Source organism: Psychrobacter sp. ANT_WB68, assembly GCF_008369115.1.
GTDB lineage: Bacteria > Pseudomonadota > Gammaproteobacteria > Pseudomonadales > Moraxellaceae > Psychrobacter.
Genome location: NZ_VOAZ01000006.1, coordinates 56,250 through 81,937 on the forward strand (window position 1 = coordinate 56,250; position 25,688 = coordinate 81,937).

Annotated in this window: 22 protein-coding genes; 15 read left to right on the forward strand and 7 right to left on the reverse strand. The window is 43.3% G+C overall.

Annotation, left to right across the window (positions count from 1 at the left end):
* Nucleotides 1-65: 65 nt before the first annotated feature.
* The 3 genes from FQ084_RS13010 to FQ084_RS13020 form a co-directional block, all read right to left on the reverse strand.
* Complete coding sequence (locus FQ084_RS13010) at nt 66-1,112, reverse strand: bifunctional nicotinamide-nucleotide adenylyltransferase/Nudix hydroxylase (protein WP_149491049.1); 1,047 nt, start codon at nt 1,110-1,112, stop codon at nt 66-68.
* A gap of 167 nt (nt 1,113-1,279) precedes the next feature.
* Nucleotides 1,280-2,263, reverse strand: coding sequence for an alpha/beta fold hydrolase (locus FQ084_RS13015; protein ID WP_149491050.1), 984 nt, complete (start codon nt 2,261-2,263; stop codon nt 1,280-1,282).
* Nucleotides 2,264-2,468: 205 nt separating this feature from the next.
* Nucleotides 2,469-2,816 (reverse strand): carboxymuconolactone decarboxylase family protein, encoded by a 348-nt coding sequence (locus FQ084_RS13020; protein ID WP_149491051.1) that lies wholly within the window; start codon nt 2,814-2,816, stop codon nt 2,469-2,471.
* A gap of 726 nt (nt 2,817-3,542) precedes the next feature.
* Here FQ084_RS13020 and nfuA point away from each other — a divergent pair.
* Entirely contained in the window at nt 3,543-4,226 is a 684-nt protein-coding gene (nfuA, locus tag FQ084_RS13025) for a Fe-S biogenesis protein NfuA (protein WP_149491052.1), read from the forward strand.
* A 251-nt stretch (nt 4,227-4,477) separates the two neighbouring features.
* The gene (locus tag FQ084_RS13030; protein WP_149491053.1) at nt 4,478-5,782 is read left to right on the forward strand and encodes an O-acetylhomoserine aminocarboxypropyltransferase/cysteine synthase family protein; all 1,305 of its coding nucleotides are present in this window, start codon (nt 4,478-4,480) and stop codon (nt 5,780-5,782) included.
* Nucleotides 5,783-5,898: 116 nt separating this feature from the next.
* Here the strand turns inward: FQ084_RS13030 and FQ084_RS13035 are convergent, their stop codons facing one another.
* Entirely contained in the window at nt 5,899-6,918 is a 1,020-nt protein-coding gene (locus FQ084_RS13035) for an adenosine kinase (RefSeq protein ID WP_149491054.1), read from the reverse strand.
* 88 nt (nt 6,919-7,006) lie between these two features.
* On the reverse strand, nt 7,007-7,960 hold the full coding sequence (gene rsmI, locus FQ084_RS13040; protein WP_149491055.1) for a 16S rRNA (cytidine(1402)-2'-O)-methyltransferase: 954 nt from the start codon (nt 7,958-7,960) through the stop codon (nt 7,007-7,009).
* A gap of 155 nt (nt 7,961-8,115) precedes the next feature.
* Between rsmI and FQ084_RS13045 the strand changes: the two genes are divergently transcribed.
* The 8 genes from FQ084_RS13045 (at nt 8,116) to hisC (ending at nt 16,332) form a co-directional block, all read left to right on the forward strand.
* Nucleotides 8,116-8,577, forward strand: a complete 462-nt coding sequence (locus tag FQ084_RS13045) for a YraN family protein (RefSeq protein WP_149491056.1) — start codon at nt 8,116-8,118, stop codon at nt 8,575-8,577.
* A gap of 241 nt (nt 8,578-8,818) precedes the next feature.
* Complete coding sequence (locus FQ084_RS13050) at nt 8,819-9,655, forward strand: BON domain-containing protein (protein WP_149491057.1); 837 nt, start codon at nt 8,819-8,821, stop codon at nt 9,653-9,655.
* A gap of 267 nt (nt 9,656-9,922) precedes the next feature.
* On the forward strand, nt 9,923-10,891 hold the full coding sequence (locus tag FQ084_RS13055) for an alpha/beta hydrolase (protein ID WP_262880796.1): 969 nt from the start codon (nt 9,923-9,925) through the stop codon (nt 10,889-10,891).
* Between the two features lie 164 nt (nt 10,892-11,055).
* Nucleotides 11,056-11,307 carry a BolA family protein gene (locus FQ084_RS13060; RefSeq protein ID WP_011514505.1) on the forward strand — a complete coding sequence of 84 codons (252 nt, stop codon included), beginning with the start codon at nt 11,056-11,058 and terminating at the stop codon, nt 11,305-11,307.
* A 107-nt stretch (nt 11,308-11,414) separates the two neighbouring features.
* Entirely contained in the window at nt 11,415-12,683 is a 1,269-nt protein-coding gene (gene murA / locus FQ084_RS13065) for a UDP-N-acetylglucosamine 1-carboxyvinyltransferase (RefSeq protein WP_149491058.1), read from the forward strand.
* Nucleotides 12,684-12,824: 141 nt separating this feature from the next.
* Entirely contained in the window at nt 12,825-13,520 is a 696-nt protein-coding gene (hisG, locus tag FQ084_RS13070) for an ATP phosphoribosyltransferase (RefSeq protein ID WP_149491059.1), read from the forward strand.
* Between the two features lie 256 nt (nt 13,521-13,776).
* Nucleotides 13,777-15,072, forward strand: coding sequence for a histidinol dehydrogenase (hisD, locus tag FQ084_RS13075; protein ID WP_149491060.1), 1,296 nt, complete (start codon nt 13,777-13,779; stop codon nt 15,070-15,072).
* 126 nt (nt 15,073-15,198) lie between these two features.
* The gene (hisC, locus tag FQ084_RS13080) at nt 15,199-16,332 is read left to right on the forward strand and encodes a histidinol-phosphate transaminase (RefSeq protein ID WP_149491061.1); all 1,134 of its coding nucleotides are present in this window, start codon (nt 15,199-15,201) and stop codon (nt 16,330-16,332) included.
* 135 nt (nt 16,333-16,467) lie between these two features.
* Here hisC and FQ084_RS13085 read toward each other — a convergent pair whose 3' ends face one another.
* Both FQ084_RS13085 and FQ084_RS13090 read right to left on the reverse strand, forming a co-directional pair.
* Nucleotides 16,468-18,168 carry an anthranilate synthase component I family protein gene (locus FQ084_RS13085; protein WP_149491062.1) on the reverse strand — a complete coding sequence of 567 codons (1,701 nt, stop codon included), beginning with the start codon at nt 18,166-18,168 and terminating at the stop codon, nt 16,468-16,470.
* A gap of 2 nt (nt 18,169-18,170) precedes the next feature.
* Nucleotides 18,171-19,406 carry a beta-ketoacyl-ACP synthase II gene (locus tag FQ084_RS13090; RefSeq protein ID WP_149491063.1) on the reverse strand — a complete coding sequence of 412 codons (1,236 nt, stop codon included), beginning with the start codon at nt 19,404-19,406 and terminating at the stop codon, nt 18,171-18,173.
* Between the two features lie 646 nt (nt 19,407-20,052).
* On the opposite strand from FQ084_RS13090, the gene FQ084_RS13095 reads away from it, so the two are divergent.
* The 5 genes from FQ084_RS13095 to FQ084_RS13115 all read left to right on the forward strand — a co-directional run.
* Nucleotides 20,053-21,261 carry a DNA-directed RNA polymerase I subunit RPA34 gene (locus FQ084_RS13095; RefSeq protein WP_149491064.1) on the forward strand — a complete coding sequence of 403 codons (1,209 nt, stop codon included), beginning with the start codon at nt 20,053-20,055 and terminating at the stop codon, nt 21,259-21,261.
* A 517-nt stretch (nt 21,262-21,778) separates the two neighbouring features.
* Nucleotides 21,779-22,153: a 30S ribosomal protein S12 gene (gene rpsL / locus FQ084_RS13100; protein WP_011281154.1), complete on the forward strand. Its 375-nt coding sequence runs from the start codon at nt 21,779-21,781 to the stop codon at nt 22,151-22,153.
* Nucleotides 22,154-22,362: 209 nt separating this feature from the next.
* On the forward strand, nt 22,363-22,836 hold the full coding sequence (gene rpsG, locus FQ084_RS13105) for a 30S ribosomal protein S7 (protein WP_149491065.1): 474 nt from the start codon (nt 22,363-22,365) through the stop codon (nt 22,834-22,836).
* A gap of 394 nt (nt 22,837-23,230) precedes the next feature.
* Entirely contained in the window at nt 23,231-25,357 is a 2,127-nt protein-coding gene (gene fusA / locus FQ084_RS13110; RefSeq protein WP_149491066.1) for an elongation factor G, read from the forward strand.
* Nucleotides 25,358-25,579: 222 nt separating this feature from the next.
* On the forward strand, nt 25,580-25,688 hold a 109-nt coding region (locus FQ084_RS13115), incomplete at its 3' end, for a GTP-binding protein (protein ID WP_227671040.1).

Sequence of the window (25,688 nt, forward strand, 5' to 3'; positions counted from 1 at the left end):
TGCCGTCTATCGGCGCTGGCGTGGAAAATTGTCAATAAGAGATTGAATAGTTACCTGATAAAAACCTACAAGCCAACCATTTTGGTGATGATCGCATAATGGTCTTCAAACATCATGGTGGCATCAAGCTCAGCCAAGGGTAGCCAAAAAGCATTGGCAGCGTCGTCGCCGCCTTTTACTTTTGGCAAACCTTTTGGATCATTTTTAAGCTGAAAGTAAAAGGCTTGGGTAATCGTACGCCCACGCGCCGAGCGATAAGGATCATCAAAGGTATGCTGACTGTGACAAGAGCCGCGTAGTACCGGTTCAGGCACTTTAAGGCGAGTTTCTTCGCGTAGCTCGCGGATACAGGCATCAAACAAAGTTTCTTTGGGATTCAAAAAACCACCCGGTAATGCCCACAGCCCGCGTCCCGGCATACTGCGGCGCTCAACCAGTAAAATATGCCCTGATTGTACGACTAGCGCATCAGCGGTCATAAAGGTTGGTGGATAAGGAGCAGATTCCCATTGTCTTTTATACTTATCGACAAAATCAGCTTCTTCATGCAGGTTTTGATAAGTGTCAGTCTTTTTAAAATCGTTAAGGACCTTACGGGTTGACTCAGGGGTGCGCTCAGGCGTTGGCGTGGCGCCCATCAGATAACTGTCACGAATAGGGGTGGCGGATAAGTTATGATAATTGGGTACAGAAATCGACGCCCAGCTTGGGAATAACGACAAATAATATGATGAGCTGTCTTTCGAATGGCCAATTAATCCAATGTCAGTTTGCAAGTCGCCAGTGACAGATTTGACGCCCGCTTGCACATATTGTAGCCAGCGCGTGTCATTATAGAGTGCATCATCGAGCCCAACGCAGTGAATACGTGCTGCTTCTGCTGGCGAGTAGGCATTCTTTATCATCATCGCGCGTTCATCGACGCTAAACGGATTACGCAGACTGCGAGGTAGATTGGCAGAACCGATCAGCATAATGACGTTATCTGCTCGTTTTAACGCTTCATCGACCACTGCTTTATGACCACAATGAAACGGCTGGAAACGACCGATAAATACCAAATAACGATAGTGTTTATTTTTATCTGAATGCTGCTCTGATGAATCACTCATATACGCCACTTTCCTACTGCTCATATTTCATTGATTAAAAAAAGTAATGCCGCCAATACTGACACAGCATAGGAGTTGCTGACAAGTGCAAAGATGTTTAAGGGTGTATCATCATTGGCTATTTATCTGTATTCAAGTTTGTTCAGACAAAGAAGTATACGACTCTTTTAATTGGCATGCTTATCAATCCACGCGGCGACTGTTGGCCAAATCTCTTTGGCGGCCGGGCGGCTATTCAGGATACGACTATGACTATAATCGTCTAAATCGCCATTACTGAGTGAGTATTCGCGAAAAACGTTCGTAGAATTATCAAAGTCGTTAAAAAGCAACTGACAACCTTGAGTGGGCGAGATAAATTTGTCGCCCTTGGCGCTGATGGCATAAGTGGGTACGCTAATGGTTGGCATATACTTTCGATAATCAAAATAATCATTGCTTTCGACGCCAGTCATTTTTTTCTGCTGATTATGCTTATCAAAAGCACTTTCTTTGACACCATTGACATCTATATCACTTTGCTTAATAAAATGACTGTGAAAGTTTTTACGCAAGTTCCATTCGTACCATTGGCTCATGGTGTGATGGCTTTCGTTGATGGGGCCCATATTGAGTTTTTTGGCAGGTATATAGCCGAATATACGCGTAAATAGTTTAGCGGCTGTAATCTTAAAATAGTTTTTGGGGCTTACTATCGCGCCGTAAACTTGGCAGGCAAACATACTGACGCTATTAATTTTATCGATATAATGTGGATTTTGAATGAGAAACACCGTTAAGCAAGCACCGCCGCCGCTATGAGTGACGCAGTGAAAATTGCTGAGCTTTAATTCGTTCAATAAATAATCGAAAGTGGCGGCAAAATCGTAAGTGGCGACAGTTTCAAAATTAAATTTGTCTTTCGGTACTGAGCTTGCCCCATGCCCGCGCCATTCCATGATATAACAATGATGACCAAGTCCCGCTAAGTATTCAGCGATTCTTAAGCAGGTCTTTTTATCTGAAAAAGTGCCATGGGTTAAGAAGATATTTTGCCCTTTGTTAGCAGAGCCATCAGAGAAGCGATAGGTTTTTTCACTATCGAATATCTCCCAAACAGCGATTTGTACGTTATCTTTGGTCGTCACTAACGTTAGATTCTCAGTCATCATAAAAATATTCTCTTAAACTCAGGTCATGCTTATTCATGTATAAATATAGCGATGGATAGGTTATAGCATAACGCAAGAATCTACGCTCATGAATCTATGACGTGCACTTTATCATCATCGTATACACAAAAAAACTGCCCGTGATTGAATCCATCACGGGCAGTTTTTGATAGTGAAGCCAATTAAGACCAAGTAACAGTAGTATCTAAGCGTCTTTACTAAATTCATTAAATGAAGCAATGGCTTCGGCGGCGTACATCATTGACGGACCGCCACCCATATAGACACACATGCCCAAGGTTTCAGCGACTTCTTGTTCTGTTGCACCAAGCTGTACTAAGGCTTTGGTATGAAAACCAATACAGGCATCGCAACGTGAGCCAACCGCTAAAGCGAGGGCAATAAGCTCTTTGGTTTTTTTATCCAGAACCCCATCAGCCGTTGCTGCTGCACCGAGCTGCGAAAAGGCTTTGGTGGTTTCAGGGATATGCTTGTGTAATTTTGCCATATTGGTCGAGACGTGTTTGGTGATGTCTTTAAATGATTTGCTCATGCAATGCTCCTCGTTAAGAAAAAATAAAACGCTGATAAATTTAAAAAGTGATTTATTGAATGTGAGTTTGAAGCAAACGTATTTTTGGGTGAAAGTAGCTACAGTTGCTTAAACATCTAGTTCAATCATTCAATAGGCTAGATAGAAATTTAAAAATTTTGTTATATTTAATTATAATATATAAATTTATATATTAAATCAAGAGGCTTGTTAGATTTATCTGTATTAGAATTGAACGGATGCATTAATGACATTATGATTTTGACAATTCGGCTATTATTTTTGCTTACTAAGCACAAGCGCATTGATTGTTCCCATAAAGCGTAAAACGCTGCCTATGATTAAATAAGCGCTATAAACTTGATAAGTGAGTTTGTAGTCTTAATATAGAATGGACAAGAGAGGGATAGATTAGAAATAGGGCAGGCGTGAGCAACATGGACAAAGTGAATAGCTGTTCTTAATGATTGATAGCAATGATTAGTGTCAATAACTTCTATTTATTAGGGTCGTTGTTAAATCGCAGTAGCACGGTCGGAATTATGCCTTAAGTGCGCTATAATAGCGTCAATAACTGTTAATAAATTCGAACCATCATGACGGTTAAAGCAATAAAACGATAAGCCGAAATGATGGATACTCTCGTTTATTCCACCCTCACATGACATTGACGACACAGTAGACGTGACCAATATAACGCTTGTGTCATAACACATAGGAAGCATTATGAGTGAACACAATCCAACTGATACTCAAGTAGAACCTGCTGCCGATTACGAGTCAGCGTTAGATATTGAGCAAACGGAAGCCAAAAGTAACATCACCATCACTGAAGCCGCGCAAGGTTATTTGGCAGATTTACTGGCGAAACAAGATACTGATGGTATCGGCGTGCGTATTTTCGTTGAACATCCAGGTACGCCGCGTGCCGAGTGCTGCATGGCTTATAATCAGCCGGGCGAAGAAGACAGCGCTGATTTGAAATTTACTTATGACAATTTTTCGGCATTTATTGAAGCGGCGTCAGTGCCTTATCTAGAAGATGCGGTGATTGATTATAATAAAGACCGTTTCGGTGGGCAGCTGACATTCCGTGCGCCAAACTCAAAAGTGCCAAAAGTCGGTGCCGATGCCAGTGTCGAAGAGCGTATCAACTATGTCTTGCAGTCTGAAATTAACCCAAGCTTGGCCGCGCATGGCGGTGATGTACAGCTGCTTGAATTGATTGATGAAGAAGGCGTTGGTCTGACTGCCGTATTGAAATTTGGTGGCGGTTGCCAAGGCTGTTCAGCGGTTGATATGACGTTACGTCAAGGCGTTGAAGTGCAGTTGAAACAGCAGATTCCAGAGCTGACGCAAGTGATTGATGAGACCGATCATACTCGTACAGAAAACGCTTATTATAAATAAAGGCTAAATCATTGTTATAACTTTGATGAGTATACTGATGGTTTTGTCGCTTATACACATTTGTCATTAAGAGATGAAAAATTTGCTATTCTTTTAATAAAGAAGCTGGGTTATGATTAACTCAGCTTTTTTTATGACCTTTTCTTTTTTATGAATGTCATTTAGCCATAGATATCTTGGTATGAATTTTTTAAAACATTTTTAATCATAAAATATTGATTTAATAATTGATGAATATATAGGAGCACATTATGAGTGATGGACAACCTTCTAAGCAAAATGCCCAGCGTCTTGAGACCTTAGCAATTCATGCCGGCTATAGCGTCGAGCCAACCACCAAAGCGGTCGCCGTGCCTATTTATCATACCAGCTCCTATGCGTTTGATAATACCCAACATGGCGCGGATTTGTTCGATCTAAAAGTCGCTGGCAACATTTATACTCGTATCATGAACCCGACCAACGCCGTATTAGAAGAACGTGTGGCTGCGCTTGAAGGCGGTATCGGCGCGCTTGCGGTTGCCTCTGGTATGGCTGCTATCACTTATGCCATTCAAACTATTTGTGAAGCAGGTGATAATATCGTGGCGGTATCGACGCTATATGGCGGCACTTATAATTTATTCGCGCATGCCTTGCCGCGCCAAGGTATTGAAGTGCGCTTTTTCGATCATAAAAATCCTGAAGCGATTCGTGACTTAATCGATGATAAAACTAAGATGGTCTTTGCGGAAAGTATCGGTAACCCATTAGGTAACATTGTTGATATCCAAGCATTGAGTGATATCGCGCATGAATATGGCGTACCAGTGGTGATTGATAGTACGGTTGCGACACCTGCGTTATGCCGTCCGTTTGAATTTGGTGCTGATATCGTCATTCATTCATTGACCAAATATATGAGCGGTACTGGCACCTCAATTGGCGGTGCGATTGTTGATAGCGGAACTTTCCCTTGGGGCGATTATCCTGAGCGTTTCCCACTATTAAACACCCCAGATGAAAGCTATCATGGCGTAAACTTTGTCAAGGACGTTGGCGCAGCGGCCTTTATTGCTCGTGCTCGCGTGGCACCGCTACGTAATACGGGTGCTGCACTCAGCCCACTCAATGCCTTTAGTATTTTACAGGGTTTACAAACACTGGGTTTACGTATGGAGCGTCATGTCCAAAACGCCCAAGCCGTTGCAGAGTATTTACGTGATCATGATAAAGTCGCTTGGGTAAAATACGCGGGTTTATCAGACCATCCTGAGCATGAACTTGCCAAAAAATACATGAAAGGGACGCCTTCTGCGATTTTAACTTTTGGGGTGAAAGGTGGACTTGAAGCAGGCGCGCGCTTTATCGATGCACTGCAACTGATTACGCGCTTGGTCAATATTGGTGATGCCAAATCATTGGCATGTCATCCAGCGACGACTACCCATCGTCAGCTTAACGAGCAAGAGCTTGAAAATGCTGGCGTCAGTACGGATATGGTCCGTCTATCGATTGGTATTGAGCACATCGAAGATATTAAAGCTGATTTAGAGCAAGCGCTAGCAGCTGCTTAATGAAGCAATTGCTTCTTTCTGTTTTATAAATAAATACTAAAAAGCCCATATCTGAGTATATGGGCTTTTTTTATAAGCAATTTACAATGAAAATTTTATCTAAGACATTTAGATGGTTAAACAGTTAGTACGCGGCGCGAAATATCTTGATACTCTTGCGATGCTAGGCGTGGACCAAACTGTTGAATCACTTGCGCGGCTATTTCGCTGGCAAGTCGCCCACATTCGGGCAAGCTGTAGTGCTGTGATAAAGCGTATAAAAACGCGCCAGAATAGTTGTCACCGGCGCCATTGGTATCAATGACATTGGCAACGGCTGGCGTAGGAATCTCATGAATCTCAATCTCTGACTCATCATTTGGCTTATGAGCGATGATGGCACCATTTGGTCCATCGGTGACGACCGCCGTTTGGCAATGCTCAAGTAAGGCACGCGCCGCTGCCTTATGTTGCTTTTTATCGGTGAATAGTTTTGCTTCTTCACTATTACAAAATATCACCGCGACTTTATTGCCGAGCATATTTATCAGACCGTCTTTAGCAAATTTCACCACCGCTGGGTCGGCAAAACTCACCGCAATTTTTGCGCCATTAATGCCGGCTTGTTGGCGTAATTGTGTCATCGCTGGTTGAATACCTTCGGACATCGCCAGATAACCTTCTAAATATAGCCAACCTGCTTTGCTTAGTGCCTCAAAGTCGACGTTATCAGCGGTAATATCGCTTGAAGTACCAAGGAAGGTTTGCATGGTACGTTCACCGTCTTCGGTCACTGCCACCACGCATGAGCCGGTCACACCGCCTGCATGGATTGACTGAGGTGAAGTGGCAACGCCCGCTTCGTGTAAGTCCTTTAGATAAAACTTCCCTTGCTTATCATCACCGACGCGGCAGGCATAAAAAGGTTTGCCGCCTAAGCTTGCAAAGGTATACATCGCATTGGCCGCTGAGCCGCCGCCCGCTTGTTTTGAGGGCTCAATTTCTGCCAGCTTAAAATAAGCCAATAATTGTTGTTGCTCTTCAAGAGCTGCCAGCGTCATATTACCCTTGGTTAATTCAGTCTCTTCTAGTGCTGCATCTGACAGCAGATATTCGTGGTCAACCAAGGCATTGCCTATCGCCATCACATCGTACATTATTTATCTCTCCTCAATGAATTTATCAATGCTTAATTTATCAATGCTTAATTTATTCGGGCTCAGCTTATTTTTTTATAGCTAAAAACTATTCTGCTTGTAACTCAAGTAAGCGTTGATAAAGCGCGTTTTTTTTGACGCCGGTGATATCAGCTGCCAAGGCAGCGGCTTTTTTAACCGATAAATCTTCTAGCAGACGTTGCAATAATTTATCATGAATACTGATGTCGTCATCGTCCTGCGCTACGTTCATCCCAGCGACCACCACCACGATTTCACCACGTTGCTGATTGTCATCGGCTTTGACAAATTCAACCAAATCACCAATGGTACTCTTATGCACAGTTTCAAACGTTTTGGTCAATTCACGACAAAACGTCACTTCGCGCTCCGCACCAAAGATAGTCGCCATATCTTCTAAACTGGCAATAATGCGATGCGGCGCTTCATAAAATATCAAGGTTTCGGTGCGTGAGTTAAGGGCTGTCAGCTGTTTTTGCCGACCGTGGGTTTTTGCCGGTAGAAAACCAATGAAGCTAAAGCGGTCTGAGGGTAGTCCCGCAACGGACAATGCGGCAATGGCAGCAGAGGCGCCAATAATTGGTGACACTCGAACGCCCGCAGCGTGGGCAGCTTGTACCAATTGATAACCAGGGTCGCTAATCAGCGGCGTACCAGCATCACTAATCAGGGCAACCGAATGACCTTGCTTGATCATTTCAATGATTTTGGGTGTTTGAATGGCGCTATTATGTTCATGATACGCCCAAAGCTTATTATGACCTTTGGCTTTTGAGGCGCCATCAGCATCAGAATCTTTTGCATCGTCAGTTTTACTGGTTTTGGCCTCGGTAGTATCTTTCGTATCTTTGGTATGGATGCCAAAATGTGACAATAGCTTGCCTGAGGTGCGGGTATCTTCACAGGCGATGATAGCAACCTGTTTTAGAATATCGATTGCGTGCGGTGTCATGTCGCTCAAATTACCAATCGGCGTGGCAACAATATAAAGACAAGCTGGCATCGCGGTAGGGCTAGACATGAAAACCTCTGAGTATTAAAAACGAATATTAAAAATGTATAGCGTCATGAGGGCTGATTTAAATAAAAAATCAATCAGCATAAGAACGCGAAAGTGGTTAGTTTAGCATGATGTGCTATGATAATTCTGAAATGTTCAGCTGACCAATACACGTTATGGCAAATGACAAACCTTTAAGCCTTACTTCACCGACACAGCGTCAAGGCAGCTGTTTTGAGCAGCAGGCGTGTGAGTTTTTACAAGCGCAAGGCTTGATATTGGTTGCGCAAAATTGGCAGCAGCCAAAAGTGGGTGAGCTGGACTTAGTTATGGTAGAAAAAGGGCAGGCGTGGTCGACACTTATTTTTATTGAAGTGCGGCAACGGCAGCGTTCAGGATTTGGTGATGCCGCGCTTAGCGTGACGAAGAATAAGCAAAACAAAATCATTAAAGCGGCGCGCTATTTTTTGCAGCAGCATTCTGAATATAGTGAGTGCGAGTGTCGATTTGATGTGATTGCATATGATACCAATGCCCATAGAAAAAATAAAAGTGAGACAAATCATATCCATCAAGTACCACTAGAAAATACTCAAGCAGAATGGCTACAAGGCGCTTTTATAGCGTCAGCATGGTAATCATAGTGATAAGGTGTTTTTCAGGTCTTAATTAGTGTGGGTATTAAGTTGGTTTGAAGGTTAAGTTAAATAGTAAAATAAATGACAGCATCAAGCTACCGTTACCAAAAACCTAACTGCCTAGCGTAAAAATTCAGTAAAGTAGCTGAACTAAAAAGTATTAATCGAAGCGAATTCAGATGATTACTATTATGAATCGCCAGCACTATTAATCATTACATCATGTTCTAAGAGGTAAGTTATGACACGGATGCATTTGCGCACTGCTATTTTTGGCTCATCACGCCGTAAGGCGATTGGCGTTATGCTAATGACCAGCATCGTAGCGACTGGCTGTACCACCAACTATTTGACTAATAGTACAGAAGGTACCTATGGCGTGCCGATGACAGAGCGCACCATTCCGCAGCGTCTGCTCGATCGTAGTATCGAACATACCGTCAAGATTAACGTCTATGGTCTGCAAGAGAATTTACAGCAAACCAGCCGTATGAGTATTGATAGCTTTAATAGTGAAGTGCTGCTCACGGGTGAGGTACCAACGGAAGCCATCAAAGCAGAAGTTGAAAAGGTGGTTGCCTCTATGCCAGACGTCCGCCATGTCTATAATGAGCTTAGCGTCAGTGCCTCAAAAGGCTACAGCTCAACCGTGCATGATGGTTATATCACCTCTAAGCTACTGGCAAAAGTAGCCTCTAGCAATGGTGTGAAAGCCTCGCAGATTAAGGCAGTGACCAATGATGGCGTGGTTTATATTATGGGACGTATGACACCAACGCAGCAAAGCCACCTGATTGATATTGCCAATAATACCGTCGGCATCACAGAGTTGGTGCTGCTGACCACCGTCGTCGATGATAGAGGGGTAAAGATAGGCGATGATGACATCATGTATGAGAATAATTTGGCCAATCCTGCAGCCATACCAGTCGTTGAAAGTGGTGCTGCGCCTGCAGTAGCAAGTTCGGCAGCGGTAGATCCAACCATCAGTGCTACGCCGATTATCGTCGACGAAGATGGTACGCCCATCAATCAGCCGTCATCGAGTCCTTATATCGACCTTTATCAAAATCCTTAACTGGCTATTTTGCTGAAAGCCTTCTTTGCTGAAAAACACAAGAAACCTAAACAGTCATAACAGGAAAAGCACGATAAATCCCTAGCCAGCCAGTAAGATATAAAACGTAAAAAGTAGAAGTGACACTCTAACTAAAGATGCTCTAAGCTCTAACTAAAGACGCTTTAACTAAAATAATAAAAAATACTAAAGCCGTCACTCTGCTATTCAGTTTTAACCAACTATCAAATATTACTCGACGACGAGCTAATAATAGGAATACTGGCGATGAAGGATTTAAATAAAAAAACTGTAAAACCTGTGCCAATGAAGAATCGCACGCCTAAACGTATCAGCGTCGGTGTGACGGCAGCATTGGCCGTCGGCAGTATTGTGCTCGCTACCCAACAGGCACAAGCGTTATCGGCGCTCGCTATCGTGAATGGTATTACCTCAAATGGCGGGGTGGGCGTCAGCAAAAACATTTTGTATGGTGATGAGCCAAACCAAGACTTGGATATCTATTATCCCAAACCTTTAGCAAAAGCCATGAATAGCACGATTGATAATAGTGCTATTCATGATAGCTATCCGATGGTGGTCTTTGTCCATGGCGGTTCGTGGGAAAGTGGTAATAAAGACGAGTATGCCTTTGTGGGTCAAAGTTTGGCGCAAGCAGGTTATGTCACCGCAGTGATTAATTATCGTAAAGCACCTGAGCATGTGTATCCTGATTATGTGCAAGACACTGCGCAAGCCATTGCGTGGAGCTATAACAATGCCAAAAACCTGCACGCTGACCCTAAGCGTTTGGCTGTGGTTGGGCATTCTGCTGGCGCGTTTAATGCCGTCGCAGCCGTTGCCAACGAGGATTTCTTAAAACCTTATGGTGTAAAGCCAAAAGATATTGGTGCAGTGGTTGGCATCGCAGGCCCTTATAGCTATGACTTTCGAAAATTTAGTAGCGTTACTGCCTTTGGGGCAAGTGCGACGCCAGAGACAGTGATGCCCGATCGCCATATTAAAGGCGCGCAGCCACCGTATTTATTATTGACTGCCGAAAAAGACAAAGTCGTCCATGTGACCAATACCATCAAAATGACACAGGCATTAAAAGAGGCGGGTGTTAGGGTGGAAACTGGCGAGATTTCAGGTGCCAGTCATGCCACCAGCATCGGTGCGATGGCACCACCATTACGCTGGGTCAATGATGTACGCGCGCAAGTGCTGGGTTATCTAGACAAAACCCTTAAATAATGAGCGCCACGAATAATTAGTATGGCTTGATTGCGCTATATCTAACACTGCCGTTAATAGTTAAGCGCAGTTGCGTAAGACAGTACTGTAAGATGGTCAAACTCTTGTTATAATGATGTCACTTTAACTCTATACTCTATTTGAACTTTAAGGCAGAACATTCTATGAGCATGAACGCTGACGATTTGATTGCATTTTTACAAACTCACTTCCCAGATGCTTTTATTCAAGCTGCCAATCAAGGAACGAAGTTCGATGTACGGGTGGTTGATGCCAGTTTTGAAGGCAAGCGCGCTGTACAACGCCAGCAGGCAGTTTATGCATTGGTAAACGACAAGATTGCGAGCGGTGATATTCATGCGCTCAATATTCAAGCCTTAACGCCAGCTGAATGGGACGTCCAATCGCAAGGCTAACCCTTTTTATCTATGACCTAAATTTGTCGCACCTGCACTCCATGTTGCTGGTTTTAACATTTCTGGTTTCTCATTATTTTTATACTTATCGCTAGGTTGTCACCTTTATGGATCAATTTTTAATCACGGGTAGTAGTCGTATCGCTGGGGAAGTCACTATTTCAGGCGCAAAAAATGCCGCGTTGCCGTTACTTGCGGCGATGATATTGGCTGAAACGCCGACGACATTGCACAATGTGCCATCGTTAAAAGATGTACGCACGTTGATTGAATTGATCGCTGGTATGGGTATCCATATCCAAAAAAATGGTGATAGCGTTACTTGCGATACCAAAAGCATCGATAATTTTTATGCGCCGTATGATTTAGTCAAAACTATGCGCGCCTCAATCTTAGTACTGGGTCCGTTGCTGGCGCGTTTTGGTGAGGCAGAAGTATCTTTGCCAGGCGGCTGTGCGATTGGTTCACGTCCTGTTGATCAGCATCTCAAAGCTTTTGAGGCTATGGGTGCTAGTATTAAAGTAGAAAATGGCTATGTGATTGCACAAGCGCCAAAAGGTGGCAGACTGCTAGGGTGTAAGTACTCCTTTGATATGGTGACGGTAGGCGGTACTGAAAACGTCATCATGGCGGCAGCACTTGCTAAAGGAACTACTATCCTTGGCAACTGTGCGCTTGAGCCAGAAGTAGTAGATTTGGCCAATATGCTAGTGGCAATGGGTGCTAAAATCAGTGGTATCGGTACAGCTACCATGACTATCGAAGGCGTTGAGCGTTTGCATGGTTGTGAGTATTCAGTGGTACCAGACCGTATCGAAACAGGCTCTTATCTTGCTGGTGCTTTGATGACACGTGGTGATGTATTGACCAAAAATACTTCGGCACTGTTATTGACCCCTGTGTTAGAAAAATTTGAAGACATGGGTGCGATCATTACTAGTGGTGATGATTGGATTCGCGCGCAAATGAAGGGTCGTCCAAAAGCGGTTGATATCCGCACTCAGCCGCATCCGGGTTTCCCAACTGATATGCAGGCACAGGTGATGGCGATTGCTTGTTTGGCTGATGGCACTAGTACTTTTATCGAAAATATCTTTGAAAATCGCTATATGCACGTGCCTGAACTTAACCGATTGGGCGCCTCTATTCAAGTAGATGGTCATACTGCTGTCGTAAAAGGCGTTGAGTGTTTTACTGCTGCGCCTGTAATGGCGACCGATTTACGTGCTTCAATGTCATTGGTAATGGCAGCAGCAGCAGCGGAAGGCGAGAGCTTAATCGATCGTATTTATCATATCGATCGTGGCTATGAGCATGTTGAAGACAAATTGCGTGCGCTTGGCGTTAATATTGAGCGTATCAATAGCAACGACTAGACTGCTGAATTAGCATTTGTCATTAGCATCGCACAGTAACATTAATGGCAAGTTTTAAGCTATTAGGCATCAATGCTTATTTATTACAATTAATAATGCCTTTTAAGTAAGGCAACTAACTGCACACGGATACGAGTCATTATGACTGAAGCAAGCAACAGCCTACCAACTGACGGCTTATTAAACGAAGTAAATGATGAGTTTTCAGGTTTGACACTTGCGCTGTCAAAGGGTCGCATTTTAGAAGAGACGATGCCTTTGTTACGCGCCGCTGGTGTTGAATTATTAGAAGACCCTGAAGCGTCGCGCAAACTTATTTTCCCCACCTCAAACCCGAATGTACGCGTCTTAATTTTGCGTGCCAGCGATGTGCCAACCTACGTGGAACATGGTGCTGCTGATTTTGGCGTGGCGGGTAAAGATGTGTTGCTCGAGCATGGTGCCAATCACGTCTATGAATTGCTAGATTTGCAGATTGCCCAGTGTAAGCTGATGACGGCTGGCGTAAAAGATGCACCGCTGCCCAATCGTCGTCTGCGCATTGCAACTAAATATGTCAATGTTGCCCGTGCTTACTTTGCCAGCCAAGGTCAGCAAGTGGATGTGATTAAGCTTTATGGTTCGATGGAGCTTGCGCCGTTGGTTGGTTTGGGTGATTTGATTGTCGATGTGGTTGATACCGGTAATACACTGCGCGCCAATGGGCTTGAAGCTCGCGACCATATTTGTGATGTATCCTCACGCCTTATTGTGAATCAGGTCAGCTATAAGCGTAAATTTGCGCTTCTTGAGCCGATTTTAGACAGTTTTAAAGACAGTATTGCTAGCGCTTCTTAAATCAGGTTCTATAACACGCTATCACTCATTGATAATATCAAGCACGGTTATACAAAATTTTAAACCAGTTTGGCGCTCTAGGATAGATATGGCGTGCTAAACTGGTTTTATTGTGTTTGCTTGCCAGAAAGTAAAAGCTCAGTATAATCTGAGTCAACCATCCATCAATAAACAGCCATAACAACCTTGTTTATTTGCCCTTTTATTGCTTCTATTCTTTATAGCCGTATTTTATGCTCAAATATAGGATTAAGTCATGCGCCAACTAAGTACTCAAGATGCTGATTTTGACAGTCAATTGACCCAACTGCTTGCTTTTGAAACCGTGAACGATGCTGAATTACTAAAAACCGTCGACGATATTATTGCAAAAGTACGTCACGGTGGCGATAGCGTAGTACTGGCATTAACCCAGCAATTCGATCAGCATCCAGCGATGACGATGCAAGAGCTAGAGTTGTCTAAAGAGGCACTTGCTGAAGCGTTTGCTACTCTTGATGATACCGTCAAAACAGCTTTGATCACAGCTGCGACACGCGTACAGACATTCCATGAGCGCCAAGTACAAGAGACTTGGCAATATGAAGACGAGCTTGGTAATCGCTTAGGTCAAAAAATCACGCCGCTTGATCGCGTCGGTATTTATGTGCCCGGCGGTTTGGCATCTTATCCGTCTTCTGTATTGATGAATGCTATTCCTGCCAAAGTAGCTGGCGTTAAAGAGGTAATAATGGTCGTGCCAGCGCCAAAAGGTGTGCTCAATCCGTTGGTCTTAGCAGCAGCGCATTTGGCACAAGTCGACCGTGTCTTTACCATTGGCGGTGCGCAAGCCGTTGCGGCATTGGCATACGGTACCGAAACCATACCAGCTGTGGATAAAATCACCGGACCTGGTAACAAATATGTCGCAGCAGCGAAGCGGGCGGTATTCGGCCAAGTTGGTATCGATATGATTGCCGGCCCTTCTGAAGTATTGGTGTATGCAGAAGGCGAGGCGCAAGATCGTGCGGATTGGTTGGCGATGGATTTATTGTCACAAGCTGAGCATGACCGTATCGCCCAAGCCATCTTTGTGACCACAAGCAGCGAGCAGCTTAAAGCAGTGGCTGCTGAGATTGAAAAAGCGTTGGCAGAATTACCAAAAGCCGATATTGCCCGTGATTCACTAAAAAACCGTGGTGCCCTTATATTGGTGAAAGACCGCGAGGAGGGCATGGCGGTGATTAATCGCGTTGCCCCTGAGCATTTAGAGTTGTCTGTTGATAATCCTGATGCGCTGCTTGATGATATTCGTCACGCTGGCGCTATCTTTATGGGACGTCATACGCCTGAGGCGATTGGTGACTACTGTGCAGGACCCAATCATGTGTTGCCAACCTCTGGCACGGCACGTTTTTCTTCGCCGCTCGGTGTTTATGACTTCCAAAAGAAATCATCCATTATTTATTGTAGTGAGTCTGGTAGTAAGCCGCTGGCTGAGACTGCAGACATTTTAGCGCAGCGTGAGGACTTAGAAGCCCATGCGCGTTCAGCCCGTTATCGTTATCAATAACAGATGTGGATTGGTCTAGTATTTGCTTTTTAACTGTATTTTGAACACCGTTTTTTAAAATTGATTGTTAATAACTATATGTAATAAAGATGTTTAATGATTATGTGGCTAATAGTAGGATAACTTATGAGTGAGTTAAAGATAGACACCAGGCTTTGGTCTTCTAAAGCACGTAACTTGTCACCTTACATTCCTGGTGAGCAACCTCAGCACGAAAATTTATGCAAATTAAATACCAATGAAAATCCGTTTCCGCCCTCACCAAAAGTCGGCGAGGCAATCGCAAAAGTGTTACAGCAGCAAGCAGATGAGCTGCGTTTGTATCCTGCGCCTGAATCTGATGACTTGCGTGCTGCATTGGCAGAGTTATATAACCTTGATATGAATCAAGTCTTCGTCGGTAATGGCTCTGATGAAGTATTGGCGCTAGTGTTTGCCAGCTTTTTCCTAAAAGAGCGCCCTGTTTTAGCACCTGATATCAGCTACAGCTTCTATCCCGTTTATGCGCACACTTTTGGTGTTGAGCTGGTGCAAATCGCGCTAGAAGCTGATTTCAGTATCAGTCCTGATGCCTATCGTCAGCCTTGTAGCGGTATCATCATTGCCAATCCGAATGCGCCCACTGGTTTGTTATTATCGCTTGCTGATATTCGTAAGCTTGCTGGTGAGCACTCAAATTCAGTGATTGTGATTGATGAGGCTTATATCGATTTTGTCCAAAAAGAAGAGGGTAGCTTGGATGTAGAAGTATCAGCGGTTAGTCTGATTAATGAGTTTGATAATGTGCTCGTGACGCAAACCTTTTCAAAATCACGTTCGCTTGCAGGCTTACGTGTCGGTATGGCATTTGGTAATGCGTCATTAATCGAAGCGTTGACGCGTATGAAAAATAGCTTTAACAGCTATCCACTCGATAAGTTAGCGCAAGCGGGAGCCACCGCCAGTGTTTTGGATGTTGAGTATTTTACTCAGACTTGCCAGCAAGTGATCGATTTACGCCAAGCGCTCACCGTAGAGCTGACAGCGTTAGATTATGAGGTGCTGCCATCGCACGCCAATTTTGTATTTGCTCGTCCAAAAAACGGTGAGGCAAGTGCCGTGGCGAGTGCATTACGCGAGCAGGGTATTATCGTGCGTCATTTTGATAAACCACGCATCAATGAGTATTTGCGTATTACCGTTGGTACGGCAGCGCAGAATGAGCGTTTAATTGACGCTTTAAAAGCATTGCAGACAGAGGCTGCAGTCATTGCTGATTAATATCTCGTTTACGATTTATATTTTGATAAGCAATATCTGAATAGCGATGGTTATATGAATAAAAAAGCCTGCCAACATTATGTTGAGCAGGCTTTTTATTGGTTATTGAGCTATCTTTTTAAATCACTCTTAATTTTATTTATCGATATTGTCTTGAGTTAAAACGCCTAAAAGGTTACCGACTTTATCCAAACACTCTTGATACTCAGCATCGTGGTCAGAGGCAATAGTAATACCGCCGCCTGCCCATAAGCTGACGCGCCCAGTTTTTCCTAGCTTATGCTTGGCTTGTAAAGTGCGAATCAATACATTCCATTGCCCACTGCCATCAAAATTCATATAGCCCAGAGTGCCGCAATAGGCGCCGCGCGGCACACCTTCTAACTCCGAAATAATCTCGACAGCGCGCTTTTTCGGCGTGCCTGTGATAGAGCCTGCGGGTAAACTGCCAAACAATACAGCGAGTGGGTGAGTGTCTGTCTTTAGCTCAGCGGTAATGGTGCTGACCATATGATGCACATTGCTAAAGCTCTCAATTGCAAATAATTTCGGCACTTTTACGCTGCCAATCTTGGCATATTTACCTAAGTCATTACGCAATAAATCGACAATCATGACATTTTCGGCACGGTCTTTTTCGCTAGCGATGAGCTTTTGTTTATACGCGTTATCTTGTTCAGCAGTAAATCCACGTGGCATCGTGCCTTTAATGGGCTTAGTGCGTATATGGTGACTACCAGCGTTATCGTCTTTAGTAAAGGTAAAAAATAACTCAGGCGAGCAGCTTAGTAATTCAAATTGACTGTTTGGTGTATTCGCTGTGATTGCACTACTAACATCATGAACCGCTACATATCCTGCAAAGGGCGCTTGGGTATTACGATGCAAGGCAGGTAAATAGTCGATAAGCTTCTGTGAGCTATCCTTATCACTGAGATTATTAAAAGTACCTTTCCATTCTTGTGTGAGATTGATTTGATAGCAGTCCCCTTGTTGCAGATAGTTTTGCGTCTGCTGAAAGGCTTGCTGATAATCACGCTTGCTCCATTGCGCTTTTAAAGATAAAGGCGTTGTTTGATATAACGTTTCGAGCGCTGGGTTTTCTAAAGTTTCATTAGACAATTTACTGTCCAATACCTCTAAATATTCTATAAGCGCTTTAATCAGTACATTTTTGTATGCGTCATCAGTATCAGTCAGGCGGGTTTTTATATTGAGCTGCCAGTTTGTTTGCTCAGCATTTGGTGTTAGATAGATATCATAATGCCCTAAGCTGGCGCAAGGCTGCGTTGCCAGCTCTATTTGAGCGGCTGGACTGAGCTCATGAGCAGCAATATCGTAACCAATAAAACCTATCAAACCATGATGATAACTTGGCTGCGGATCGACTTCTATCGTTGAAAGCGAGTTGTTATCATAAGCATCATCGGCGTCATAATCCTGACTATAAGCGATTAATACCTGTTGCCAGTCGTTATAACTCATACAGGTGGTGGTGACAGTTTGATTGGTTTTATCATTACCATAAGCGCTATCACGGTCGTTTTTTATCACTTTATAAATAGGCGCTTTTTTATCAACATTTAGCGTGTCATTGTGATTAGTGGGATAAAAAACAGACCAGCTCACTTTTGGTAATAAGCCAATCACAGGTCGTCCATCGTTATTGAGCCAAACTAATTGCCAGTTTGCTTTAGGATTTTGTGCGCACAAATGACGCTGTAGTTGCGGTAATAATTCTGCGGCAGACAGCTCACCAAAACGCCAGCTAGGTTGAATAGCTGGCGAAGGTGCAGAAACGGTTTGCTCGTTTTTAAGATGAGGTGCTGCGAGCATAGTTAGGCATCAAACTTTTTGATGATTAAAGTGGCATTGGTGCCGCCAAAGCCAAAGCTGTTGCTCATGAGCGTATTAAGCGCAACATCACGTTTTTCAGTCACAATATCAAAGCCTTCAGCCGCAGGGTCTAATTGTTCTATATTGATACTGGGGGCAATAAAGCCTTGTTGTAGCATCAGTAAACAATAAATCAATTCTTGCGCACCGACCGCACCCAAGCTATGACCCGTCATCGACTTGGTTGAGCTAATAGCGGGGACTTTACTAATGTCATCACCAAATACTTTTGCAATGGCTTTAAGCTCAGTTATATCTCCTAACGGCGTACTGGTACCATGACTATTAATATAATCGACGCTTTCTAGACCTGCTTCAGCAAGTGCTAGCTTCATACAGCGTACGGCACCTTCACCACTTGGGGCGACCATTTCAGCACCATCTGAGCTGGCGCCATAACCGACAATTTCAGCCAAAATATTGGCACCGCGTGCTTGAGCATGCTCTAAGCTTTCAACGACGACCATCGCGCCGCCTGCCGCAATCACAAAACCATCGCGGTCTTTATCATATGCTCTTGAAGCACTTTTTGGCGTATCGTTATACTGCGTACTGACCGCGCCCATAGCATCAAACATGCATGACTGTGTCCAATGTTCAGCTTCACTGCCACCCGCAAGTATCACATCTGCTTTACCAAGCTGAATGAGCTCAGCGGCGTGACCAATACAATGCGTCGATGTCGCACAAGCCGAGGTTAATGAGTATGAGATACCTTGGATTTTTAAACCCGTCGCAAGCGCTGCTGATACCGAGCTGCCCATAGTTTTTGGTACGGCCATCGCACCGACACCGCGTAAACCTTTTTCGCGCATCGCGTCCACGGCATTGATGATATTTTCTGTTGACGCGCCGCCTGAGCTTGCAACCACACCCACACGTGGGTTATGGTTAATGGTTTCAAGTGTTAAGCCCGACTGCTCAATGGCGTTTAAAGCGCTGACATAAGCATAAAGGCTGGCGTCACTAAAAAAACGCTTCAATTTACGGTCAATGCCTGACGTATCAAGTTCTGATTTATCAATACTACCGCTAACGTGTGATTTAAAGTCGTGCTCAGCATACGATTCATTGAATGTAATACCTGAGCGCCCTTGTTTAAGAGCATCGGTGACGGTCGCCAAATCATGTCCGATACAAGAGACAATCCCTGCTCCAGTGATAACAACGCGGCGCATATACTATTCCTTATGAGTAGCGATTTTTTGATAATTATCTTTAACAATCGCTTTTAAATATTTACTGCTATTATTCAGCGCCCAAACCTTTCACCTTTAATAAAAAACTCTCAAGAAGGTTTGGCAGGCTAAATGCTTATTTTACAGTCTTTATAGTGGTCAGAATCCAACGCTATACTCTATAAATGCTGATTGAAAAATAAAAGTACAACTGTACTTTGAATTATGGCATATGATAACGTATCAGGGGTTTAAAATCTTGGCGTAAGTGTAAAATAACGACAAAATCACGCCTATTATTAAAAATAGAAGATTAGTGTTATCTTAGGATTAGCGCGGTGCATACATCGTGATGATGAGGCTATATATAGCATAAACATATTTTAACCAGGTCTTATTTAATTATATACTACAGTCATTAATGGCTATAAATAAGGGATACTTTTAGATACAAAACTGGCGCTAGTGATAACATTGTTGGCACTGACAGCAATCATCAGCGTTCGCTAAAATGACACCCAGACTAATAGCTAATATAAAAAGCTTAATATAAGAAATTTAGCTTTATAAAAGCTGGGTAGTGTATAAGAATTACCTTTAAAAATATTAATAACAAACAACCAATAATCATATTAAGGACATCAAGATGGCAAAGCGTAGTACTCTATATAAAGGCATCAGCAGCGTTGGTTCTTTTACCCGCAACAACTTAGAACGTATGGGTGCGATGCTTGACAGTGTCAATGCTAAGAGCGGCAAACCGCGCCAATTTAAAGCGGTAAATTTGGGCGATGAAGACTATCAACAAGATTTATTCCGTGAACAAACCTTAAAGGCAACGCAGCAATTATTGGGTACCCGCTTTGCTACTTATGGTAAATATGCCAAAAAAGTGGTGCCAAACAGCTTGTTTGAATCAACGGTTGATGGTGCTTTTGCTCAAATCGCTAAGCTTGCTGATCATTGGAGTCAGATTGATTTACCAGATCAGCATCGCTTTGCCAATATCGCAAGCCTAGATAATGAGCAGCGTTATGCGTTAGCCACTGATATTGCCAACCAAAACCGCGCCTTGGCAACGATAGGTGGTTTGACAGGTTTAGCTGGGCTGCCAGGTTTGCTCGCTGATACCTTGTGGTTATTATTGGTATCATTACGTACCGTCTATCAGTTGGGTGCAGTTTATAATAAGCCGTTAACGGGTAAGCAAGGCGTTAAGATGGCTTATGAGCTGCTTGCTAATGCTGACTTAAGCAAGATGCAAGAAAAACAAGCCTTGCTAGCTGGTATTGGTATCGGTAAAGGCTTACTTGATAGTGCCCAAAGTAGTGGCTTGCACAATGAGCTTAAAAATTTAGGTTTACAAAACAAGAGCGTCAATTTTTATGCCGAGCAAGTGGACAGTATTGCCAGTCAGGTTGGTATTGATTTGGATCAAATCAACTTAACATGGATACGCAAATTCTTACCAGTCACCGCCGTTATCGTCGGTATGCGTTATAACAGTCAGCTGATTGATGAAGTCATTGGCGTGGCTCAAGCGACTTTTGCTCCAGAAGCTAAGCTTGCTAACCGTGCGATTACCGACGATAGCAGTAGTGAGGCCGAAGTGAGTAAACCTGCTAGCGCTGATAAAAAGCAAGATGCTAACAAAGAATCAAGCAAAGATGCTGACAGCAAAAAAGAGTCCACTAATGCTAAAGAAAAAGAGTCGGTTAAAAAAAGTGCTAAAGAGGATGCTCAAGAAACTGAAAAACAGAGCGACAAAAAAGAGTCGAAGAAGGGTAGTGCTGATAAGACAGCTGATAAAAAATCAAGCAAATCCGATAACGCTGCTAACAAGCAAAGTAAATAGCATTTTTCTAATACTTAATGCTATTCGCGTTTAGTGGCAGTTGCTCTTTAATTTATCATTTATTCATTTTATTTTAGATAACTTGCTTATCTAAGATAAGAGACGGCGATACTATCTATTTCTTATTAAGCTTGTTTCTCGTTGAACATCAGGTATTTTTGGGAAATAGGCTTGAAAAATAACATAGTATCGCCATTTAGCTCTCATAAATTGCTGTCTGTTTATTTCTAAATATCTTATCTGAACGATGTATGGCCTTACTTTTGATACCATATTTAGCAATCTGTTTTCTAGCCAGTTTTTAACTAAAGACAGATAAAGTGGTATAGTGGTAGGCGTAATGCATATCTATCGAATGTTGTAAAGTACAATCACTCATAAGTGGTTGAAATAGCAGCAACAACTCTTTATAATACACTGTCCTAAAAATGGGTGTCCCGAAATCTGTCGTTAACGTCAGATGGCTGGTGCATTGCCCCATTTTTTTGTTTTATACCAAACGGGAGAAGGATGCCTTATGGCAACAACTAACCAATTGATTCGTAAAGGTCGCAAAACCATCAAGGAAAAGTCAAAAGTTCCTGCGTTGGAAGCGTGCCCACAACGCCGTGGTGTATGTACTCGTGTATATACTACTACCCCTAAAAAACCTAACTCAGCCATGCGTAAAGTATGTCGTGTACGTCTGACTTCAGGCTATGAAGTATCAAGCTACATCGGCGGCGAAGGTCATAACCTACAAGAGCACAGCGTTGTTCTTATCCGTGGTGGTCGTGTAAAAGATCTACCAGGTGTACGTTATCACACTGTTCGTGGTGCACTAGATTGCGCAGGCGTTAAAGACCGTAAACAAGGTCGTTCTAAATATGGTGCTAAGAAGCCTAAAGTTTAATAACCAAACGTTATTAACTGAGATTCTTTGTATCACCCATTAACTGTGCATGGGTCTGGTGTTAAGAGTACTTTCATTGAATTAGTGATTTGCTGTTATAACATACCGCCGTGCAGTAAGGCTGACTGACAACTCGATATAACGCCATCCAATATTAATTGGTGCGAGATTGTGAATGTCAGACACTCCTGAAGAAAAGGATTATTATTATGCCAAGACGTCGCGTCGTTGCTAGCCGTGAGATCCTACCGGATCCTAAGTTTGGTAGCCAAACTGTTGCAAAATTCATCAACCATGTCATGAGTCATGGTAAAAAGTCTACTGCTGAGCGTATCGTATACGGTGCTCTTGAGACAGTTAGCGAAAAACGTAAGATCGAAGACCCAGTCGCTTTCTTTGAAGAAGTTCTAGAAAACGTCCGTCCAATGGTCGAAGTAAAAGCTCGCCGTGTTGGTGGTGCAACCTACCAAGTACCAATGGAAGTACGCCCCTCCCGTCGTACTGCCTTGGCTATGCGTTGGTTAGCTGAAGCTGCTGCTAAGCGTTCTGAAAAATCAATGGCTTTGCGTCTTGCAGGCGAATTGAATGATGCTGCTGACGGCAAAGGTAATGCCATGAAAAAGCGTGACGAAGTTCACCGCATGGCAGATGCTAACAAAGCATTCTCTCATTACCGTTTCTAAGCTAGTATTATTTTTAATTCTAGCCTAGACGCTTAGGATTAACGGCTTCGGCCAGTTAATCCTTGTATTGTTGATTTATTCTATTGATTGCCGCCATCATCATTGGGTTGTTTAATGATTACTATCGTAAGATGGTTAAATCACCTAGATGGCGGACATCTGTCAAGATGCTGTTCTGAAAGGGATACTACTTCGAGAAGCCTGCAAAGTTGCAAAGCTCACAAAGAAAGTTTCCTGAGTTTGATGCCGCACTATTCTTATATTTGCTCTTTTTTGTCCGTATTTGGCCCAATAATTAGTAAGTAATATAACGAAGCCGATGGCTTTGTCATAGAGAGTATGAGGTAGAGACACAACACATTAATATATACACGAATTTCCCTAGGAAAACACTATGGCTCGTAAAACTCCCCTAAAGCGCTATCGCAATATTGGTATCTCAGCGCACATTGATGCTGGTAAGACGACCACTACTGAGCGTGTTTTGTTCTATACCGGTGTTAGCCACAAGCTTGGCGAAACCCATGATGGTGCCGCTACCATGGACTTTATGGAGCAAGAACAAGAGCGCGGTATTACCATTGCTTCTGCGGCGACGACTTGTTTTTGGTCAGGTATGGCAAAACAGTTCGACGAACACCGTATCAACATCATTGACACCCCAGGTCACGTTGACTTCACGATTGAAGTTGAACGTTCTATGCGTGTACTTGATGGCGCGTGCATGGTTTACTGTGCAGTAGGCGGCGTTCAGCCACAATCTGAAACCGTATGGCGTCAGGCAAACAAATATAAAGTACCACGCTTAGCATTCATTAACAAAATGGATCGTGTTGGTGCTGATTTCTACCGTGTGGTAGAACAAATCAAAACTCGTCTAGGCGGCAAGCCAGTACCATTGGTTATTCCAATTGGTAAAGAAGATGACTTTGAAGGCGTTGTTGATCTAGTGACTATGAAAGCCATCTATTGGGACGAAGCGTCTCAAGGTATGGAATATGACGAGCGCGAAATCCCAGTAGAACTACAAGAAAAAGCGGAAGAATATCGTGAGTATCTAGTAGAGAATGCGGCTGAAGCATCAGAAGAATTGATGAATGAATACCTTGAAAATGGTGAATTGACGGTAGAGCAGATTCATGGCGCTATTCGTAAACTAACTATTGATAACGAAATCATTCCATTGCTCTGTGGTACTGCCTTTAAAAACAAAGGTGTACAGAAGATGTTGGATGCAGTTATTCAGTATCTACCTGCGCCAATGGACGTACCGGCTATTAAAGGTATCCTTGATGACAAAGAAGAGTCTGAAGGCTTCCGCGAAGCGTCTGATGACGAGCCGTTCGCAGCACTAGCGTTCAAAATCATGAACGACAAGTTCGTTGGTAACTTAACCTTCGTTCGTGTTTATTCAGGTGTTCTAAAGCAAGGCAGTAGCGTTTATAACCCTGTTAAAATGAAGCGTGAGCGTGTTGGCCGTATCGTGCAGATGATGGCAGATGCTCAGGTAGAGCTACAAGAGATCCGCACGGGTGATATCGCAGCCTTAGTTGGCATGAAAGACGTAACCACTGGTGATACGCTATGTGATGAGCAAAATGTGATCACGCTTGAGCGTATGGAATTCCCAGATCCAGTTATCAGCCTAGCGGTTGAGCCTAAGACTAAAGCTGACCAAGAAAAAATGTCAATTGCTTTAGGTCGTTTGGCAAAAGAAGATCCATCATTCCGTGTACATACTGACGAAGAGTCTGGTCAGACGATCATCAGTGGTATGGGTGAGCTACATTTGGAAATTCTTGTTGACCGCATGAAGCGTGAGTTTAACGTTGAAGCAAACATCGGTGCGCCTCAGGTTGCTTATCGTGAAACGATTCGTAACACCGTTGAACAAGAAGGTAAATTCGTACGTCAGACTGGTGGTCGTGGTAAATTCGGTCACGTTTGGTTACGTCTTGAGCCTATGGATCCAGCGGGTGACGTTCTATATGAATTCGCTGAAGAAGTTGTTGGTGGTACGGTACCAAAAGAATTCCATGGTGCGGTTGATAAAGGTATTCAAGAGCGCATGAAAAACGGCGTACTTGCTGGTTACCCAATCGTTGGCGTAAAAGCAACCTTGTATGATGGTTCTTACCATGATGTTGACTCGGATGAGTTATCATTTAAAATGGCTGGTTCTATCGCATTCCGTAAAGGCTTTATGGCGGCAAACCCAACCCTACTTGAGCCAGTAATGAAAGTAGAAGTTGAAACCCCTGAAGACTACATGGGCGATATCATGGGCGATCTTAACCGTCGTCGTGGTATGGTTCAAGGCATGGAAGACTTGCCTGGCGGTACTAAACAGATTCGTGCTGAAGTACCATTAGCGGAAATGTTTGGTTATGCCACACAAATGCGCTCAATGTCACAAGGTCGTGCAACGTATTCAATGGAATTCCAAAAGTACGCTGAGATTCCAAAATCAGTTGCAGAATCTATCATCTCTAAATTCAACTCTAAAGATGATGACGAGTAAATAATAAGTATTAATATGACAATATCGAGCATATCTCTGTATTGTCAGTAGAGAATCCGCCAATAATTGGTTAAAAGACTTGTTATTGGCTACGATTTTCTTATAATATCTGCACATTAGTATGTGCACCCTTTTAACAACTATTTTAATGTGGTCAGGCTTGTCCTAACTTTAGTATTTATATGAGTTTGGCACTGACCCCAAAAAAAAGAGGAAATACCCATGGCAAAGGCCAAGTTTGAACGCAGCAAGCCACACGTCAACGTCGGTACCATCGGACACGTTGACCACGGTAAAACAACCCTAACCGCCGCTATCGCAACCGTAGCAG